Source organism: Pseudomonas sp. AM14(2022) (genome assembly GCF_036346455.1).
GTDB lineage: Bacteria > Pseudomonadota > Gammaproteobacteria > Pseudomonadales > Pseudomonadaceae > Aquipseudomonas > Aquipseudomonas putida_A.
Genome location: NZ_JAOTNY010000011.1, coordinates 149,293 through 168,164, shown reverse-complemented (window position 1 = coordinate 168,164; position 18,872 = coordinate 149,293). Strand labels below are relative to the sequence as shown.

The 18,872-nt window shown below is 61.2% G+C and carries 13 protein-coding genes and 2 tRNA genes; 11 read left to right on the top strand and 4 right to left on the bottom strand.

Going from position 1 to position 18,872, the window contains the following annotated elements:
• Positions 1 to 87: 87 nt before the first annotated feature.
• Positions 88 to 174, bottom strand: a tRNA-Leu gene (locus V3W27_RS21045).
• Between the two features lie 180 nt (positions 175 to 354).
• Positions 355 to 441, bottom strand: a tRNA-Leu gene (locus V3W27_RS21040).
• A 225-nt stretch (positions 442 to 666) separates the two neighbouring features.
• Here V3W27_RS21040 and rnr point away from each other — a divergent pair.
• The 11 genes from rnr to V3W27_RS20985 all read left to right on the top strand — a co-directional run bounded on the left by rnr (position 667) and on the right by V3W27_RS20985 (position 17,541).
• The gene (gene rnr, locus V3W27_RS21035; protein ID WP_202369990.1) at positions 667 to 3,300 is read left to right on the top strand and encodes a ribonuclease R; all 2,634 of its coding nucleotides are present in this window, start codon (positions 667 to 669) and stop codon (positions 3,298 to 3,300) included.
• Entirely contained in the window at positions 3,297 to 4,064 is a 768-nt protein-coding gene (gene rlmB, locus V3W27_RS21030) for a 23S rRNA (guanosine(2251)-2'-O)-methyltransferase RlmB (protein WP_007967448.1), read from the top strand. Before rnr ends, rlmB begins: the two co-directional genes overlap by 4 nt.
• A 307-nt stretch (positions 4,065 to 4,371) precedes the next feature.
• Positions 4,372 to 4,794 carry a 30S ribosomal protein S6 gene (rpsF, locus tag V3W27_RS21025; RefSeq protein WP_003221133.1) on the top strand — a complete coding sequence of 141 codons (423 nt, stop codon included), beginning with the start codon at positions 4,372 to 4,374 and terminating at the stop codon, positions 4,792 to 4,794.
• 28 nt (positions 4,795 to 4,822) lie between these two features.
• A complete protein-coding gene (gene rpsR / locus V3W27_RS21020) occupies positions 4,823 to 5,053 on the top strand; it encodes a 30S ribosomal protein S18 (RefSeq protein ID WP_002551829.1) in 231 nt (76 codons plus the stop codon).
• Positions 5,054 to 5,089: 36 nt separating this feature from the next.
• Complete coding sequence (locus tag V3W27_RS21015; protein WP_247268689.1) at positions 5,090 to 5,983, top strand: hypothetical protein; 894 nt, start codon at positions 5,090 to 5,092, stop codon at positions 5,981 to 5,983.
• A 19-nt stretch (positions 5,984 to 6,002) separates the two neighbouring features.
• Positions 6,003 to 6,449, top strand: a complete 447-nt coding sequence (gene rplI, locus V3W27_RS21010; protein WP_003221136.1) for a 50S ribosomal protein L9 — start codon at positions 6,003 to 6,005, stop codon at positions 6,447 to 6,449.
• Between the two features lie 120 nt (positions 6,450 to 6,569).
• Complete coding sequence (gene dnaB, locus V3W27_RS21005) at positions 6,570 to 7,967, top strand: replicative DNA helicase (RefSeq protein WP_003221138.1); 1,398 nt, start codon at positions 6,570 to 6,572, stop codon at positions 7,965 to 7,967.
• A gap of 192 nt (positions 7,968 to 8,159) precedes the next feature.
• A complete protein-coding gene (locus V3W27_RS21000) occupies positions 8,160 to 10,463 on the top strand; it encodes a YgiQ family radical SAM protein (RefSeq protein WP_330207435.1) in 2,304 nt (767 codons plus the stop codon).
• Positions 10,464 to 10,800: 337 nt separating this feature from the next.
• Positions 10,801 to 14,076, top strand: coding sequence for a transglutaminase family protein (locus V3W27_RS20995; protein ID WP_330207434.1), 3,276 nt, complete (start codon positions 10,801 to 10,803; stop codon positions 14,074 to 14,076).
• Positions 14,077 to 14,164: 88 nt separating this feature from the next.
• Positions 14,165 to 16,651: a circularly permuted type 2 ATP-grasp protein gene (locus V3W27_RS20990; RefSeq protein WP_330207433.1), complete on the top strand. Its 2,487-nt coding sequence runs from the start codon at positions 14,165 to 14,167 to the stop codon at positions 16,649 to 16,651.
• Positions 16,651 to 17,541, top strand: coding sequence for a transglutaminase family protein (locus V3W27_RS20985; RefSeq protein WP_098966948.1), 891 nt, complete (start codon positions 16,651 to 16,653; stop codon positions 17,539 to 17,541). The genes V3W27_RS20990 and V3W27_RS20985 overlap by 1 nt, the downstream gene beginning before the upstream one ends.
• 212 nt (positions 17,542 to 17,753) lie before the next feature.
• Here the strand turns inward: V3W27_RS20985 and V3W27_RS20980 are convergent, their stop codons facing one another.
• The gene (locus V3W27_RS20980; protein ID WP_007967464.1) at positions 17,754 to 17,939 is read right to left on the bottom strand and encodes a hypothetical protein; all 186 of its coding nucleotides are present in this window, start codon (positions 17,937 to 17,939) and stop codon (positions 17,754 to 17,756) included.
• Between the two features lie 68 nt (positions 17,940 to 18,007).
• Positions 18,008 to 18,595, bottom strand: a complete 588-nt coding sequence (locus V3W27_RS20975; RefSeq protein WP_150369536.1) for a TIGR00730 family Rossman fold protein — start codon at positions 18,593 to 18,595, stop codon at positions 18,008 to 18,010.
• Positions 18,596 to 18,872: the final 277 nt, after the last annotated feature.

Below are 18,872 nucleotides of genomic sequence, written 5' to 3'. Positions count from 1 at the left end.
GGCTTGCAGGTTTTCAAACGCCAGAAACGCAAAAACCCGCTTTCGCGGGTTTTCGGGAAACTCAACGTCGTAACCTTGAGTTTGAATTGGTGCCCAGAAGAAGACTCGAACTTCCACGACCGTAAGGTCACCAGCACCTGAAGCTGGCGTGTCTACCAATTTCACCATCTGGGCATTCATCGCGAGCGTTGCCGCTGTTGATGTGGCGCACTATACGGAGCGCTTTTTGATCTGTAAACCCCTGATTTAATTTTAATTAATCAGTTTTAACAAATCCGTTGCTTAGAATGCAAAAAACCCGCCTTCGCGGGTTTTGTGTGAGCCTTGAAACTGATCTAGTCTCAAGCTCGAAATTGGTGCCCAGGAGAAGACTCGAACTTCCACGACCGTAAGGTCACCAGCACCTGAAGCTGGCGTGTCTACCAATTTCACCACCTGGGCATCTCGTCAACGTGTGTACGTCGTCGATGGCGCGCACTATACGGAGCGCCTTTTTAACTGTAAACCCCTGTCAGCAAAAAAAATGAATTTTTTTACCAGCGGTGTTCAAAAGGGCTTTCAGGCGTCGATACAAGGCTCCAGAAGGGCCTTATATAGTCGGAAATTTCCCGTTTGATGGCGCCTATGCCAAACTAACCCGCATATAGACAAGGTGAAAACTCTCTAATGGCCGATTGGCAGTCCCTCGATCCCGAGGCCGCTCGTGAAGCGGAAAAATATGAAAACCCTATTCCCAGCCGCGAACTGATCCTGGCGCATCTCGCCGATCGGGGTTCGCCTGCTGCCCGCGAGCAACTGGTCGAAGAGTTTGGTCTGACCACAGAAGACCAGATCGAAGCCCTGCGCCGCCGCCTGCGCGCCATGGAGCGCGACGCTCAATTGATCTACACCCGCCGTGGCACCTATGCGCCGGTGGACAAGCTCGACCTGATCCTCGGCCGCATCAGCGGTCACCGTGACGGTTTCGGCTTCCTGGTGCCGGACGACGGTAGTGATGACCTGTTCATGAGCCCGGCGCAGATGCGTCTGGTGTTCGATGGCGATCGTGCGCTGGCCCGCGTTTCGGGTCTCGACCGTCGTGGTCGCCGTGAAGGCGTGATCGTCGAAGTGGTGTCCCGTGCCCACGAAACGATCGTCGGTCGCTACTTCGAAGAGGGCGGTATCGGTTTCGTCGTTGCCGACAACCCGAAGATCCAGCAGGAAGTGCTGGTTACGCCAGGCCGCAACGCCAACGCGCAGATCGGTCAGTTCGTCGAGGTGAAAATCACCCACTGGCCGACGCCGCGCTTCCAGCCGCAAGGCGATGTGGTCGAAGTGGTCGGCAACTACATGGCGCCGGGCATGGAAATCGATGTCGCGCTGCGTACCTACGACATTCCGCACGTCTGGCCTGAAGCGGTGCTCAAAGAAGCCGCCAAGCTCAAGCCGGAAGTCGAAGAAAAAGACAAAGAGAAGCGTGTCGACCTGCGCCATCTGCCGTTCGTCACCATCGACGGCGAAGATGCCCGCGACTTCGACGACGCGGTCTACTGCGAAGCCAAGCCAGGCAAGTTGCGCCTGTTCTCCGGCGGCTGGAAGTTGTACGTGGCGATTGCCGATGTTTCCAGCTACGTGAAGATCGGTTCGGCCCTGGACAACGAAGCCCAGGTACGCGGCAACTCGGTGTATTTCCCCGAGCGCGTGGTGCCGATGCTGCCTGAGCAGCTCTCCAACGGCCTGTGCTCGCTGAACCCGCACGTCGATCGTCTGGCCATGGTTTGCGAGATGACCATCTCCAAGTCCGGCGAAATGACCGACTACTGCTTCTATGAAGCGGTGATCCATTCCCACGCCCGTCTGACCTACAACAAGGTCAGCGCGATGCTGGAAACCCCGAAAGCCACCGAAGCGCGCAAGCTTCGCGGCGAATACACCGACGTGGTGCCGCACCTCAAGCAGCTCTATGCGCTGTACAAAGTGTTGCTGGCTGCCCGTCACGTGCGTGGCGCGATCGATTTCGAAACCCAGGAAACCCGGATCATCTTCGGTTCCGAGCGCAAGATTGCCGAAATCCGTCCGACCACCCGCAACGATGCGCACAAGCTGATCGAGGAATGCATGCTGGCGGCCAACGTGGCCACCGCCGAATTCCTCAAGAAACACGAAATCCCTGCGCTGTACCGTGTCCACGACGGCCCGCCACCGGAGCGTCTGGAAAAACTGCGCGCCTTCCTCGGCGAGCTCGGCCTGTCCCTGCACAAAGGCAAGGACGGCCCGTCGCCAAAGGACTATCAGGCCCTGTTGGCGAGCATCAAGGACCGTCCGGATTTCCATCTGATCCAGACCGTGATGCTGCGCTCCCTGAGTCAGGCGGTGTACAGCGCCCAGAACGAAGGCCACTTCGGCCTGAATTACGAGGCCTATACCCACTTTACCTCGCCGATCCGTCGTTACCCGGACCTGCTCACGCACCGCGCCATCCGCAGCGTGATCCATTCGAAACAGGACACTCCGCACGTTCGTCGTGCCGGGGCGATGACCATTCCGAAGGCGCGCATCTATCCCTACGACGAAGCGGCGCTGGAGCAACTCGGCGAGCAGTGCTCGATGAGCGAGCGCCGTGCCGACGAAGCCACCCGCGACGTGGTGAACTGGCTCAAGTGCGAGTTCATGAAAGATCGTGTGGGCGAATCGTTCCCGGGCGTTATCACCGCCGTGACCGGTTTTGGCCTGTTCGTCGAGCTGACTGATATCTACGTCGAAGGCCTGGTGCATGTCACCGCGCTGCCGGGCGACTACTACCACTTCGACCCTGTGCATCACCGCTTGGCGGGCGAGCGCACCGGTCGCAGCTTCCGTCTCGGCGATACCGTTGAAGTGCGCGTGATGCGCGTCGACCTCGACGAGCGCAAGATCGACTTCGAGATGGCCGAAAAAACCATCAGCGCACCGATTGGCCGCAAGAAGCGCGGCAGCGAAAGCACTGCTCCGGCAGCGACCAAGGCTGTGGAAGACAAGGCTCCGGCGAAAACCGCCAGCCGTCGTCCAGCCAAAGAGAAAGCCGTCGAGGCTTATCGCCCGAGCGATGCTGTGGCGAAAAACGCCGAGCTGCGCAAAAGCCGTGAATTGAAGAAGGCCTTGCTGGCCGAAGCCAAAAGCGGTGGTAAAGCGGCGTCTGGGGGAAAGACCGGACGGTCGGCGCCTGATAAGGCCGCCGGCGGCAAGCCAGCCAAACCGAGCAAACACCGTAAAGGCCCGCCAAAAGCGGGTTCGGCTCCAGCCAAAAGTGGCGGGTCGCGTAAACCGAAGGCGAAGTCATGAGTCAGTTGGAAAAAATCTACGGCGTTCACGCGGTAGAAGCGTTGCTGCGTCACCACCCGAAACGCGTCAAGCAGATCTGGCTGGCCGAAAGCCGCAACGATCCGCGCGTGCAGACCCTGATCGAGCTGGCCAACGAAAATCGTGTGCAGATCGGTCAGGCCGAGCGCCGCGAAATGGACGCCTGGGTTGAAGGCGTACACCAGGGCGTGGTGGCGGACGTCAGTCCGAGCCAGGTCTGGGGCGAGGCGATGCTCGACGAGCTGCTCGACCGCACCGAAGGCGCACCGCTGTTGCTGGTGCTCGACGGCGTGACCGACCCGCACAACCTCGGCGCCTGCCTGCGTTCGGCGGATGCTGCCGGCGCGCTGGCGGTGATCGTGCCCAAGGACAAGTCGGCAACCCTGACGCCGGTGGTGCGTAAAGTGGCCTGCGGCGCGGCGGAAGTGATTCCGCTGGTGGCGGTGACCAACCTGGCGCGCACTCTGGAAAAGCTTCAGCAGCGCGGTCTGTGGGTGGTCGGCACGGCGGGTGAGGCCGAGGTCAGCATTTATGACCAGGACCTGACCGGCCCGACCATCCTGATCATGGGCGCCGAAGGCAAAGGCATGCGTCGCCTGACTCGCGAGCACTGCGACTATCTGGTGAACCTGCCGATGGCCGGCAGCGTCAGCAGTCTCAACGTGTCCGTGGCCACCGGTGTGTGCCTGTTCGAAGCACAGCGTCAACGCGGCGCCAAGGCCAAGGCTGCTGCCAAGAAAGCCTGACCTGTTGCAAATCCCCTGTAGGAGTGAGCCTGCTCGCGATAGCGGAGTTACATTCAGCATCAAAGTTGAATGTTGCGCCCTCATCGCGAGCAGGCTCACTCCTACATTGTTTTGTGGTGTGGCCTGTATCCGGTGATTGTTCAAATAATCACCAATTGCCTTGCACCTGCGCAGCCCCTTCTCTACAATTGCGCCCCTTGCTGTGACGGCAGGCACGCATGTGCCCCGCGCCAGCAAGTCCATAAGTGTCATTCACTCCTTGTCTGACCGTTTTTGAGCGGCAGGCTACAACCCGTAAGGAGCATTCATGCGTCATTACGAAATCATCTTTCTGGTCCACCCTGACCAGAGCGAGCAAGTCGGCGGCATGGTTGAGCGTTACACCAAGCTGATCGAAGAAGACGGCGGCAAAATCCACCGTCTGGAAGACTGGGGCCGTCGTCAACTGGCCTACGCAATCAACAATGTTCACAAGGCTCACTACGTGATGCTGAACGTTGAGTGCACTGGCAAGGCCCTGGCCGAGCTGGAAGACAACTTCCGCTACAACGATGCTGTGATCCGTAACCTGGTCATCCGTCGCGACGAAGCCGTTACCGGCCAGTCCGAGATGCTCAAGGCTGAAGAAAACCGCAGTGAGCGCCGTGAGCGTCGCGACCGTCCTGAGCACTCCGACGCTGATGGCGTTGAGGGTGATGACAGCGACAACAGCGATAACGCTGACGAGTAATCCACGGACCTTTTAAGGAGCCTATCAAATGGCACGTTTCTTCCGTCGTCGTAAATTCTGCCGCTTCACCGCTGAAGACGTGAAAGAGATCGATTACAAAGATCTCAACACTCTGAAAGCCTACGTATCCGAGACCGGCAAAATCGTTCCAAGCCGCATCACCGGTACCAAAGCTCGTTATCAGCGTCAGCTGGCCACCGCTATCAAGCGCGCCCGCTTCCTGGCCCTGCTGGCCTACACCGACAGCCACGGCCGCTGAGACCGGGCAGTCGACAAGTAGCAAAGGATTGAATGCATGCGTGCCTTAGCTGAGTTCATCATGCGAGGCCGTATGCAGGCCACTCTCGTGGTGGCCGGATGTGCAACATTGCCGTTGTTGTATTGGTTGGGTGCTGCCGCCGGGAGCCTGGTGCTTCTGCGGCGCGGACTGACGGACGCCATTGGCGTCCTGTCCCTAGGGCTGCTGCCGGCATTGATCTGGTGGCTGTATGCCGATGATCCACGGGCACTTCTGGTGCTGCTGGGGTCTTCGGGGCTTGCGTTGGTGTTGCGCGCAAGCGAATCCTGGGTTCGCACGCTGCTGGTCAGCGTAGTGATTGGAGTGGTGTTTTCAGTTGTGCTCGGGGCAGCGTTTGCGGCCCAGATCGAGATGCTCGCGCAGGCCTTGATAAAGGTCATGCCGGCGCTTCTTGGTGAAACCTACAAGCAATTGTCGGTCGATGAGCAAGCGCGCTTCGCGTCCCTGATTGCACCAGTCCTGACCGGACTGATTGCGGCTTTGTTGCAGATCGTCAGCGTGCTGAGCCTGATTGTCGGGCGGCATTGGCAGGCGTTGTTGTACAACCCGGGTGGTTTTGGTCGCGAGTTTCGCGCCATCCGGATCCCGCTGGGGCCGGCGATGTTGCTGCTGGCGTTGATGCTTCTGGGCCCGAATCTCGGTGCACAGATGGCCATGTTGACGCCGTTGTGCAGTGTACCGCTGGTGTTCGCCGGACTCGCCCTGATTCACGGGCTGGTCGGGCAGAAGCGACTGGCCGGTTTCTGGCTGGTGGGGTTGTACGTCACGCTGCTGTTGTTCATGCAGCTGCTCTATCCGTTGCTCGTGGTTCTGGCCATTGTCGACAGCCTGATTGATTTTCGCGGTCGTCACGTGTCGAAAGACACCGATAACGCGAACGGTGAAGGTTAAAAGTTAAGAGGATTTCCACATGCAACTGATCCTTCTGGAAAAAATCGCCAACCTGGGCAACCTGGGCGACAAAGTAAACGTTAAGGCCGGTTACGGCCGTAACTACCTGCTGCCTTTCGGCAAGGCTACCGCTGCGACCGCTGCCAACCTGGCTGCGTTCGAAGAGCGTCGTGCCGAGCTGGAAAAAGCTGCCGCAGACCGTAAAGCATCGGCTGAAAGCCGTGCTGCCCAACTGGCCGAGCTGGAAGTGACCATCACTGCCACCGCTGGCGACGAAGGCAAGCTGTTCGGTTCGATCGGTACTCACGACATCGCTGACGCACTGACCGCTTCCGGCGTTGAAGTGCAGAAGAGCGAAGTTCGTCTGCCGAACGGCACCATCCGCAACGTGGGTGAATTCGACGTGGCTGTGCACCTGCACGCCGAAGTTGAAGCCACCGTACGCGTTGTCGTGGTAGCAGCTTAAGCAATACTTGTCGGCTGGCACCCTCGGGTGCTTGCCGGTAACATCGGGCACGATCCTGTTTACAGGTCGTGCCCTTTGTCTTTCTGGTACTCCCGTTTTCAAACCTGACTCCAAGTGGCCATGAACGAAATCACCGCTCCCGAGCAATACGATCTGCAAACCGCTGCCCTGAAGGTGCCGCCGCATTCCATCGAGGCCGAACAGGCCGTACTCGGTGGTCTGATGCTGGACAACAACGCCTGGGAACGCGTGCTCGATCAAGTCTCCGACGGCGATTTCTACCGACATGACCACCGTCTGATCTTCCGTGCGATCGCCAAACTGGCCGATCAGAACATGCCGATCGACGTCGTGACCCTTGCCGAGCAACTGGACAAGGAAGGTCAGACGTCCCAGGTCGGCGGCCTCGGTTACCTCGGCGAGCTGGCGAAAAACACGCCGTCCGTCGCCAACATCAAAGCCTATGCGCAAATCGTTCGCCAGCGTGCGACGTTGCGCCAGCTGATCGGTATCAGCACCGAAATTGCCGACGCCGCCTTCAACCCTGAAGGCCGTACAGCCGAAGAGATCCTCGACGAAGCCGAACGGCAGATCTTCCAGATCGCCGAGGCGCGGCCGAAGACCGGCGGCCCGGTGGGCGTAAACGAGCTGTTGACCAAGGCCATCGATCGCATTGACACCTTGTTCAACACCGCCGACGCAATCACCGGTCTGTCCACCGGTTATACCGACCTCGACGAGAAGACCAGTGGCCTTCAGCCGTCCGACCTGATCATCGTCGCCGGCCGTCCGTCGATGGGTAAAACCACCTTCGCCATGAACCTGGTGGAAAACGCCGTACTGCGCAGCGACAAGGCGGTGCTGGTGTACTCCCTCGAGATGCCAGGTGAATCGCTGATCATGCGTATGCTCTCGTCCCTCGGTCGTATCGATCAGACCAAGGTGCGTTCCGGCCAACTCGAAGACGACGACTGGCCGCGCCTGACCTCAGCGGTCAACCTGCTCAACGATCGCAAGCTGTTCATCGACGACACCGCCGGCATCAGCCCGTCGGAAATGCGTGCGCGGACCCGGCGGCTGGTGCGCGAGCACGGCGACATCGGTCTGATCATGATCGACTATCTGCAGTTGATGCAGATTCCGGGTTCGAGCGGTGACAACCGGACCAACGAGATTTCCGAGATCTCCCGATCCCTGAAAGCCCTGGCCAAGGAATTCAACTGCCCGGTGGTGGCGCTGTCGCAGCTCAACCGTTCCCTGGAACAACGTCCCAACAAGCGCCCGGTGAACTCCGACTTGCGGGAATCCGGAGCGATCGAGCAGGACGCCGACGTCATCATGTTCGTGTACCGGGACGAGGTGTATCACCCGGAAACCGAGCACAAGGGCATCGCCGAAATCATCATCGGCAAGCAGCGGAACGGCCCGATCGGCTTTATCCGCCTGGCCTTTATCGGTAAGTACACCCGCTTCGAAAACCTCGCGCCGGGCAGTTACAACTTCGACGACGACGAGTAAATGCTTCATCGTTTGAGCTGACGCCTTCGCGAGCAAGCCCGCTCCCACACCTGGAATGCATTCAAATGTGGGAGCGGGCTTGCTCGCGAATGGGCGTGGCGCAATTTCCGACCACAGCCGTCGGAATTGGTCAAAATTTGTGCTATATTCCGCGCCCGCGAAATTCAATGAAAGCCAACACCGGTTATCGACATGCAAGCAGCCAAGCCGTTATTTGACTATCCAAAGTACTGGGCCGAATGTTTCGGGCCAGCGCCGTTCCTGCCGATGAGCAGGGAGGAGATGGATCAGCTCGGCTGGGATTCCTGCGACATCATCATCGTCACCGGTGATGCCTACGTCGATCACCCGTCGTTCGGCATGGCGATCATCGGCCGGTTGCTGGAGTCCCAGGGCTTCCGCGTCGGGATCATTGCCCAGCCGAACTGGCAATCCAAAGACGACTTCATGAAGCTCGGCGAGCCGAACCTGTTCTTCGGCGTCGCGGCCGGCAACATGGACTCGATGATCAACCGCTACACCGCGGACAAGAAAATCCGTTCCGACGACGCCTACACCCCGGGTGGCATGGCGGGCAAACGTCCGGATCGCGCGAGCCTGGTCTACAGCCAGCGCTGCAAGGAAGCCTACAAACATGTGCCGATCGTCCTGGGCGGCATCGAAGCTTCCCTGCGCCGCATCGCCCACTACGACTACTGGCAGGATCGTGTACGCAACTCGATCCTGATCGACGCCAGCGCCGACATTCTGCTGTACGGCAACGCCGAGCGCGCCATCGTCGAAGTGGCCCAGCGTCTGTCCTACGGGCACAAGATCGAAGACATCACCGACGTGCGCGGCACCGCGTTCATCCGTCGTGACACGCCGCAGGGCTGGTACGAAGTCGATTCCACGCGCATCGACCGTCCGGGCAAGGTCGACAAGATCATCAACCCGTACGTCAACACCCAGGACACCCAGGCCTGCGCCATCGAGCAAGAGAAGGGCCCGGTGGATGATCCCGAGGAAGCCAAGGTCGTACAGATCCTGGCCAGCCCGCGCATGACCCGCGACAAGACCGTAATCCGCCTGCCGTCGATGGAAAAGGTGCGTAACGACCCGGTCCTGTACGCCCACGCCAACCGCGTGCTGCACCTGGAAACCAACCCGGGCAACGCCCGCGCGCTGGTGCAGAAACATGGCGAGATCGACGTCTGGTTCAACCCGCCGCCGATTCCGATGACCACTGAAGAAATGGACTACGTGTTCGGCATGCCTTACGCACGGGTTCCGCACCCGGCGTACGGCAAGGAGAAGATTCCGGCCTACGACATGATCCGTTTCTCGGTGAACATCATGCGTGGCTGCTTCGGCGGCTGCACCTTCTGCTCGATCACCGAGCACGAAGGCCGGATCATCCAGAACCGTTCCGAAGAGTCGATCATTCGCGAAATCGAAGAGATCCGCGACAAGGTCCCGGGCTTCACCGGCGTCATCTCCGACCTCGGCGGCCCGACCGCGAACATGTACCGCATCGCCTGCAAGAGCCCGGAAATCGAATCCGCGTGTCGCAAGCCGTCCTGCGTGTTCCCGGGCATCTGTCCGAACCTGAACACCGACCACTCGTCGCTGATTCAGCTGTACCGCAGCGCCCGTGCCCTGCCGGGTGTGAAGAAGATCCTGATCGCCTCCGGCCTGCGTTACGACCTCGCGGTCGAGTCGCCGGAGTACGTCAAAGAGCTGGTGACCCACCACGTTGGCGGTTACCTGAAGATCGCCCCGGAACACACCGAGGAAGGTCCGCTCAACCAGATGATGAAACCGGGCATTGGCAGCTATGACAAGTTCAAGCGCATGTTCGAGAAGTACACCAAGGAAGCAGGCAAAGAGCAGTACCTGATCCCGTACTTCATCGCCGCGCACCCGGGCACCACCGACGAAGACATGATGAACCTGGCGCTGTGGCTCAAGGGCAACGGTTTCCGTGCCGACCAGGTGCAGGCGTTCTATCCGTCGCCGATGGCCACTGCGACCGCGATGTACCACTCGGGCAAGAACCCGCTGCGCAAGGTCACCTACAAGAGCGACGGCGTGACCATCGTCAAGAGCGAAGAGCAGCGCCGCCTGCACAAGGCGTTCTTGCGTTATCACGATCCGAAAGGCTGGCCGATGCTGCGCGAAGCGTTGATTCGCATGGGCCGTGGTGATCTGATCGGTCCGGGCAAGGATCAGTTGATTCCGCTGCATCAACCGGCTACCGACAGCTACCAGAGCGCCCGTCGCAAGAACTCGACACCGGCCGGCAGCCACAAGGTCGCGAAAGAGAAGACCACCAGGATTCTCACCCAGCACAACGGCCTGCCGCCGCGTGCCAGCGACGGTGGCAATCCGTGGGACAAGCGTGAACAAGCCAAGGCTGCGGCGTTCGCCCGCAACCAGCAGGCGGCCAAGGAACGCAAGGAAGCGGCCAAGGGCAAGGGGCCGAAACCGGCTCGCAAGCCGGTCGTTCCGCGCTAAGTCGCTTTTTGTTTCAACAGAACGCCAACCTTCGGGTTGGCGTTTTGCATTTCAGGGCTCAAGAAGTGTGCTGAAACGACTGGCCCTTTCGCGAGCAAGCCCGCTCCCACATTGGAATACGTACACCTGTGGGAGCGGGCTTGCTCGCGAAGGCTTCATCTCAGGCGCCGCATCTACCACTGCCGCCACATTTAGGCGCAACTTCCTCGAACCATTTCCCCGCATCGCCCGATTTTGGTGCTGTACTGCCCTGAGCATTCCGGGAAAGCGCCCAAGCCTCTGCATGGCATAAGTCTTGCGCGCTTTCGAATACGCTTAGGCTCGCAGGAGGCACGCCGTGTCGATTCATGTCGCATTGCATCACGTCACGCATTACCGCTACGACCGCGCTGTCGAACTCGGCCCGCAGATCGTACGCCTGCGTCCGGCCGCCCACAGCCGCACGCGGATTCTTTCGTATGCGCTGAAGGTCTCGCCCGAGCGGCATTTCATCAACTGGCAGCAAGACCCGCAGGGTAACTACCTCGCGCGTCTGGTGTTCCCCGAGAAAACCGACGAGTTGCGCATCGAGGTCGACCTGCTGGCCGAGATGGCGGTGTTCAATCCGTTCGACTTCTTCCTCGAACCCTACGCCGAGAAAATCCCCTTCACTTACGCGGCCGATGAGCGCAAAGAGCTGGCACCGTACCTCGAAACCCTGCCGCTGACTCCGGCATTCAAAGCCTATCTGGACGGGATCGACCGTACGCCGCTGCCTGCTGTGGATTTCCTGGTGATGCTCAACCAGCGCCTCAGCGAAGACATCCGCTACCTGATCCGCATGGAACCGGGCGTGCAGACCCCGGAACACACCCTCGAACATGCGTCCGGCTCCTGCCGCGACTCGGCGTGGCTGCTGGTGCAACTGCTGCGCAACCTCGGGCTGGCCGCGCGGTTCGTCTCCGGTTATCTGATTCAACTGACCGCCGACGTGAAGAGCCTCGACGGTCCGTCCGGTACCGAAGTGGACTTCACTGATCTGCACGCGTGGTGCGAGGTGTACTTGCCGGGCGCTGGCTGGATCGGTCTGGATGCCACGTCCGGGTTGTTCGCCGGTGAAGGACATATCCCGCTGGCCTGCAGCCCTGATCCATCCTCAGCCGCGCCGATCAGTGGTCTGGTCGAGCCGTGCGAATGCCAGTTCAGCCACGAAATGTCGGTGGAGCGCATCTGGGAAGCGCCACGGGTGACCAAGCCCTATACCGATGAGCAGTGGCTGGCGATTCAGGCGCTGGGCCGGCAGATCGATGCCGACCTGCTGGAAGGCGATGTGCGCCTGACCATGGGCGGCGAGCCGACCTTCGTCTCCATCGACGACCCGGACGGCGCCGAGTGGAACACCGCCGCGCTGGGCCCGGACAAGCGCCGCCTCTCCGCCGAACTGTTCCAGCGCATGCGCCAGCACTATGCGCCGAAAGGTCTGGTGCACTTCGGTCAGGGCAAGTGGTACCCGGGCGAGCAATTGCCGCGCTGGTCGCTCAACTGCTATTGGCGCCGCGACGGCGTGCCGATCTGGCACAACAGCGCGCTGATCGCCGATGAGCAGCAGGACTACGGCGCCGATGGCGAGCTGGCCGGGCGTTTTCTGGCGAGTGTTGCCGAACGCCTGAAACTGCCGGCACGTTTCGTGTTCCCGGCCTACGAAGACAATTTTTATTACCTTTGGCGTGAGGGCGCATTGCCGAGCAACGTCAACGCTGAAGACTCGCGTCTTGAAGAACCGCTGGAGCGTGCGCGTCTGCGCAAGGTTTTCGCGCAGGGCCTGGATAAAGTGATCGGCCAGGTGCTGCCGCTGGCCCGCACCGCCAAGGGTGATCAATGGCAGAGCGGGCGCTGGTATCTGCGCGACGAGCATTGCCGACTGGTACCGGGGGATTCGCCGTTGGGTTATCGCTTGCCACTCGGTTCACAGCCGTGGGTGAAGGCCGCCGAGTATCCGTTCATTCATCCCAACGATCCGAATCAGGACTTCCCCGAGCTGCCGGACACCGCGCAGCTCAACAGTCATGCCGAACCCGCCACGGCCGCCGAACGCGCGCCGAAAATCGACGAGTCCGCCGACTGGCTGACCCGCACCGCCTTCTGTGCCGAGGCCCGCGAAGGGCGTCTGTATCTGTTCATGCCGCCGCTGGAGCGGGTCGAGGACTATCTGGAACTGGTGGCGGCCATCGAAGCCACCGCCGAAGAGCTGCATTGCCCGGTGCTGCTGGAAGGTTACGAGCCGCCGAGCGATCCGCGCCTGAGCAACTTCCGCATCACCCCGGATCCGGGCGTGATCGAGGTCAACGTGCAGCCGTCCGCGACTTGGGACGAACTGGTCGAACGCACCGAGTTTCTCTATGAACAGGCGCGGCAAACCCGCCTGACCACCGAAAAATTCATGATCGACGGGCGCCATACCGGCACCGGCGGCGGCAACCATTTCGTCCTCGGCGGCGCGACCCCGGCAGACTCACCATTCCTGCGCCGCCCGGATCTGCTACGCAGCCTGATCAGCTACTGGCACAACCATCCGTCACTGTCCTACCTGTTTTCCGGTCTGTTCATCGGCCCGACCTCGCAGGCGCCGCGGGTCGATGAAGCGCGCAACGACGCCCTGTACGAACTGGAAATCGCCTTCGCGCAGATGCCTGAACCGGGCGAAGCGTGCGCGCCGTGGCTGGTGGATCGCCTGCTGCGCAATTTGCTGATCGACGTCACCGGCAACACTCACCGCGCCGAGTTCTGCATCGACAAACTGTATTCGCCGGATGGCGCTACCGGGCGTCTGGGCCTGCTGGAGCTGCGCGCCTTCGAAATGCCGCCGCATGCGCGGATGAGCCTGGCTCAGCAGTTGTTGCTGCGTGCGCTGGTTGCGCGATTCTGGCGCGAGCCCTATGCGCCGCCGAAACTGGCGCGCTGGGGCACCGAGCTGCACGACCGCTTCATGCTGCCGCATTTTATCGCGCAGGATTTCGCTGACGTCATCGTCGAACTGAACAACGCCGGTTATCCATTGCGCGCCGAATGGTTCGCGGCGCATCTGGAATTCCGTTTTCCCAAAGTCGGCGATTACGCGGTCAACGGCATCGAGATGGAGCTGCGCCAGGCGCTGGAACCTTGGCACGTGCTGGGCGAGGAGGGGACGGCGGGCGGCACGGTGCGTTATGTCGATTCGTCGCTGGAGCGTTTGCAGATCAAGCTCAGCGGCTTGCCGCCGCAGCGCTATCTGCTGACCTGTAACGGCATTCCGCTGCCGCTGCAACCGACCGGGCGCATCGGTGAGTTCGTCGCCGGCGTGCGCTTTCGGGCCTGGCAACCGGCCAACTGCCTGCAACCGACCATCCCGGTGCACGCGCCGCTGGTGTTCGACCTGCTCGACACCTGGATGCAGCGTTCGCTGGGCGGTTGCCAGTACCACGTGGCGCACCCGGGCGGGCGCAATTACGAGACGTTACCGGTCAATGCCAACGAAGCTGAGAGCCGGCGCATGGCGCGGTTTTTCCGCATCGGACACACGCCGGGGAAACTTCCGATACCGAACCTGACAATCTCCGACGAGTTGCCGATGACGCTCGATTTACGACGTTTCTAAGTCCTGCACGACATGCGGATTTTTCGTATATCCGCACGTCATGTGCCTGCGTTAGTCTGACCGTTCCTTGCTGTCTGCCGAGCTTTCCATGCCTGACCTGCTAGACCGCTACCCGCTGACCGCGGGCACTTATCACGAACTGCTGAATGACAGCGGGGAAGTGCGCCCGCACTGGCGGCGGCTGTTCGATCAATTGCAGCGCAGCACCCCGGCGCAACTGGTGCAGCGGCAGGCGTTGCTGGCCCGGCAGATTCAGGAAAACGGCGTGACCTACAACGTCTATGCCGATCCCAAGGGCGCTGACCGCCCGTGGGAGCTGGACCTGCTGCCGCACGTGATCGCTGCTGACGAGTGGCAGCAACTGTCGACGGGGATTGCCCAGCGAGCACGCCTGCTCAATGCGGTACTGGCCGATCTGTACGGGCCGCAGCGGCTGATCAGCGAAGGGTTGTTACCGGCGGAGCTGGTGTTCGGCCACAACAATTTTCTCTGGCCGTGTCAGGGCATCGCGCCACCGGAAGATGCCTTTCTGCATCTATACGCCGTGGATCTGGCGCGCACACCGGACGGGCGCTGGTGGGTCACGGCGGATCGTACTCAGGCGCCGTCGGGCGCGGGCTATGCGCTGGAAAATCGCACCATTGTGTCGCGCGCCTTTCCCGAGTTGTACCGCGATCTGAAAGTGCAGCATCTGGCTGGGTTCTTCCGCACCCTGCAGGAAACCCTCGCGCGTCAGGCGCCGTGTGCTGACGACGCGCCGCTGGTGGTGTTGCTCACGCCAGGGCGCTTCAACGAAAGCTACTTCGAACATCTTTATCTGGCGCGTCAGCTCGGTTATCCGCTGGTGGAGGGCGGCGACCTCACCGTGCGCGATGCCACGGTGTACCTGAAAACCCTCAGTGGTCTGCGCCGGGTGCACGCGATCATGCGCCGGCTCGACGATGACTTCTGCGATCCGCTGGAGCTGCGCACCGATTCGGCACTTGGTGTGCCTGGCCTGCTGGAAGCGGTGCGTCAGGGTCGGGTGCTGGTGGCCAATGCCTTGGGCAGCGGCGTGCTGGAGTCTCCGGGATTGCTCGGATTTTTGCCGAAGATCAATCAGTACCTGTTCGGCGAAGAACTGCTGTTGCCGTCCATCGCCACCTGGTGGTGCGGCGAGGCGCCGGTGCTGGCGCAGGCGTTGGAAAAGCTTCCCGAGCTGCTGATCAAACCGGCATTCCCCTCGCAGAGCTTCGCCCCGGTATTCGGCCGCGATCTGAGCGAACAACAGCGTCAGGCGCTCGCCGAGCGCATGCAGGCCTGGCCCTATGCCTATGTCGCGCAAGAGCTGGCGCAGTTGTCGCAGGCGCCGATCTGGCAAGCCGAGGACGGCCAGTTGCAACCGCGAGCGATCGGCATGCGCGTATACGCGGTGGCCAGTGGTGACGGTTATCGCGTATTGCCCGGCGGACTGACCCGCGTCGCTGCCGAGGCCGATGCCGAAGTGGTGTCGATGCAGCGCGGCGGGGCGAGCAAGGACACCTGGGTGTTGGGCGAGCGTGCGCCGAGTGGCGAACAATGGAAAACCCAGCGCAACGTTGGCGTACACGATCTGGTGCGCCGCGATCCGTACCTGCCCTCGCGGGTGGTGGAAAACCTGTTCTGGTTCGGCCGCTACTGCGAGCGTTGCGACGACAGTGCGCGCCTGCTGCGGATCATGCTCGCGCGGTATGTCGATGGCGATGATCCGCAAGCCTTGCAGGCGGCCGTGGAGCTGGGCGAGCGCCTGATGTTGCTGCCGGAGGAGGGTGAGCTGCCGGAGCGGCTGCTGGCGGCGCTGCTCGGCGAGGACTGGTCGTTCAGCCTGCGCTCCAACCTGCAGCGCTTGCAGTGGGCGGCCTCGCAGGTGCGCGGCAAGCTTTCACGGGAAAACTGGCAGGCGTTGGTCGAGTTGCAGCGCGAGGCGCTGGAACTGGACACCGAAGAGCCGGACTTCGGCGAGTTGCTGGATTTCCTCAATCGACTGGTGATGTCGCTGGCGGCGCTCTCGGGTTTCGCGCTTGACGACATGACTCGCGACGAAGGCTGGCGCTTTCTGATGATCGGCCGGCGCATCGAGCGGTTGCAGTTTCTCAGCAGCAGTCTGGCGGCGTTTCTGCGCGGCGCCGGGGCGTTCGATCAGGCGGGGCTGGAATGGCTGCTGGAACTGGGCAACAGCAGCATCACCTACCGTTCGCGGTATCTGGCGGTGGCGCAGTTGATTCCGGTGCTCGATCTGTTGCTGCTGGATGAGCAGAACCCGCACGCGGTGTTGTTCCAGTTGAAACTGGTGACCCGCACTTTGAAACGCTTGAACGATGATTTCGGTGTACCTCGCGAGGCCGGATTGCCGCAATTGGTCGAGCGTCTGGCTCGGTTCGATCTGGGCTGTCTGGAGAACCCGCTGTTCGGGGAAAACAGCGTGCGTGCCGCGCTCGGTGGTCTGGCGGATCTGCTGCAAGAGATTGCCGAAGCCAGCGGTCAGGTGTCCGATCGGCTGGCGCTGCGCCATTTTGCCCATGTCGATGATGTCAGCCAGCGCACGGTGTCCGTCTGATGAGCGCGCACTACCAGATCTTTCACGACACCTGTTACCACTACGACAGCCCGGTTTCGCTGGCACAGCAACTCGCGCACCTGTGGCCGCGTGAGTGCACGTGGCAACGCTGCACCGAGCAGCAATTGCTGATCAGCCCGGACCCGACCACGCGGCGGGATGAGCTGGATGTGTTCGGCAATCCGCTGACCCGACTGGCCTTCGAGCGCCCGCATGACGAGTTGCAGGTCAACGCCCGGCTCACGGTTGAGGTGCTGGCGCGGCCACTGGCGGATTTCAGTCTGTCCCCAGCGTGGGAGCAGACGCGCAACGCGCTGACCTACAGCAGCCAGCCATTGTCCGCCGAAATGCTGGAGGCTTGTCGCTATCGGTTTCAGTCACCCTACGTGCATTTGAAACGCAGTTTCGTCGAATTTTCCGAAAGCTGTTTTCCACCGGGAAGGCCCTTGTTGCTGGGCGTGCAGGCCTTGATGCAGAAGATTTTCAGCGAATTCACCTTCGATGCCGAGGCCACGCAAGTGGCGACGCCGCTGGTCGAGGTGCTGGAGCGCCGGCGTGGCGTGTGTCAGGACTTCGCGCATCTGATGCTCGCTTGCGTGCGCTCGCGAGGGCTGGCAGCGCGCTACATCAGTGGTTATCTGCTGACCCAGCCGCCGCCGGGACAGCCACGGCTGATCGGCGCCGACGCGTCGCATGCCTGGGTGTCGGTGTTCTGTCCGGTACTCGGGTGGGTGGATTTCGATCCGACCAACAATGTGCAGCCGGCGCTGGAGCACATCACCCTGGCGTGGGGTCGGGATTTTTCCGATGTGTCGCCGTTGCGCGGGGTGATTCTGGGGGGCGGCAGTCACGACCCGGAGGTCCGCGTCACGGTGATGCCATTGGAATAACACAGCACCCCATGTGGGAGCGGGCTTGCTCGCGAAGGCGGTGTGTCAGTTACATCAATGTTGAAGGTGAAGACGCCTTCGCGAGCAAGCCCGCTCCCACAGGAGGTCGTATCGTGTTCGGAAAACGGGGAGGGCTGTGAGAGCCAGCGGCTGAGCCGCCAGCCCCGTCACAAATCCGCAGGGTCTGACTCGATCATCAAACCCGGTGGGGCTCAGGCGTCGGGCGCCTGGTCTTTCGGTGCATCAACATCAACATCGTCATCAGTCGCCACTTCACCGTCAGGGTTCAGTGCCGCTTCTTCAGCCTGCTGTTTCTTGCGCTGAAGCTTTTCCTCTTTCTTCTTTTCCTTTTCCAGGTCTCGTTGACGTTTGGCGAAGGAGTAATTGGGTTTGGCCATGGGCGATCCTCTGGGGTCGAAGGTGAGGTTGAGCGGCGCGTATTCTGCCCTGTATCGGTGCCCGGCGGTTAGCCGGGTTTTTGGTCGACCCACTTGGGCGTGACGGTCGGCTTCCAGTTATCCAGGGCGTCGAGCAGCGATTGTGCTGATTCGCTCACTTGCAGCATGTCACGGTGTGGGGCGCGAACGAAGCCTTCGCCGACGATATGGTCAAGAAAAGCCGTGAGTTTGCTGTAAAAACCGTTCACCTCAAGCAGCCCCAGCGGTTTGCCGTGGTAACCGAGCTGGCCCCAGGTCCAGACTTCGAACAGCTCTTCCAGCGTGCCGAGACCGCCGGGCAACGCGATGAACGCATCGCTCAGCTCGGCCATGCGTGCCTTGCGCGCGTGCATGCCATCGACGACTTCGAGGCGCGTCAGGTTTTTGTGGCCGATCTCCTTGTCCATCAGGCTTTGCGGAATGATCCCGATCACTTCGCCGCCGGCGGCCAGCGCGGCGTCCGCCACCAGGCCCATCAGACCCACGGCACCACCACCGTAAACCAGCGTCAGTTGGCGCTCGGCGAGTGCCCGGCCAAGGGCTTGGGCGGCTTCGGTGTAAGCCGGATCAGTGCCGGCGTTGGCACCGCAAAATACACAAACGGATGTGAGAGACATGCCTTCCTCCTGGGTCAATCCGTCACAGGGTAATGGCTGGCACGCCTTGATCCAAGGACTAAGCTTCGCGTTCTGGCGATTCAAAGGTACCGCTGGCGCCACAGGCGTAGGCGGCGAGCAAACTGCACAACAGGCCGTTAAAGAACATGATCGGTACTCCGTTTCAGTAGATGCGCCGATCATAGGCCCGGCCCGGGATTATCGCCGGTAGATTGTTTCGATGAGTGTCATAGCCTGAAAGTTGTATACAATTTTTGACTCAAGTCATAGGAACTTG

Excerpts from the sequence above, each read along its gene's own strand:
- rnr (WP_202369990.1), top strand. The coding sequence starts at position 667 with ATGGCCGATTGGCAGTCCCTCGATCCCGAGGCCGCTCGTGAAGCGGAA.
- rlmB (WP_007967448.1), top strand. The coding sequence starts at position 3,297 with ATGAGTCAGTTGGAAAAAATCTACGGCGTTCACGCGGTAGAAGCGTTG.
- rpsF (WP_003221133.1), top strand. The coding sequence starts at position 4,372 with ATGCGTCATTACGAAATCATCTTTCTGGTCCACCCTGACCAGAGCGAG.
- rpsR (WP_002551829.1), top strand. The coding sequence starts at position 4,823 with ATGGCACGTTTCTTCCGTCGTCGTAAATTCTGCCGCTTCACCGCTGAA.
- V3W27_RS21015 (WP_247268689.1), top strand. The coding sequence starts at position 5,090 with ATGCGTGCCTTAGCTGAGTTCATCATGCGAGGCCGTATGCAGGCCACT.
- rplI (WP_003221136.1), top strand. The coding sequence starts at position 6,003 with ATGCAACTGATCCTTCTGGAAAAAATCGCCAACCTGGGCAACCTGGGC.
- dnaB (WP_003221138.1), top strand. The coding sequence starts at position 6,570 with ATGAACGAAATCACCGCTCCCGAGCAATACGATCTGCAAACCGCTGCC.
- V3W27_RS21000 (WP_330207435.1), top strand. The coding sequence starts at position 8,160 with ATGCAAGCAGCCAAGCCGTTATTTGACTATCCAAAGTACTGGGCCGAA.
- V3W27_RS20990 (WP_330207433.1), top strand. The coding sequence starts at position 14,165 with ATGCCTGACCTGCTAGACCGCTACCCGCTGACCGCGGGCACTTATCAC.
- V3W27_RS20985 (WP_098966948.1), top strand. The coding sequence starts at position 16,651 with ATGAGCGCGCACTACCAGATCTTTCACGACACCTGTTACCACTACGAC.
- V3W27_RS20980 (WP_007967464.1), bottom strand. The coding sequence starts at position 17,939 with ATGGCCAAACCCAATTACTCCTTCGCCAAACGTCAACGAGACCTGGAA.
- V3W27_RS20975 (WP_150369536.1), bottom strand. The coding sequence starts at position 18,595 with ATGTCTCTCACATCCGTTTGTGTATTTTGCGGTGCCAACGCCGGCACT.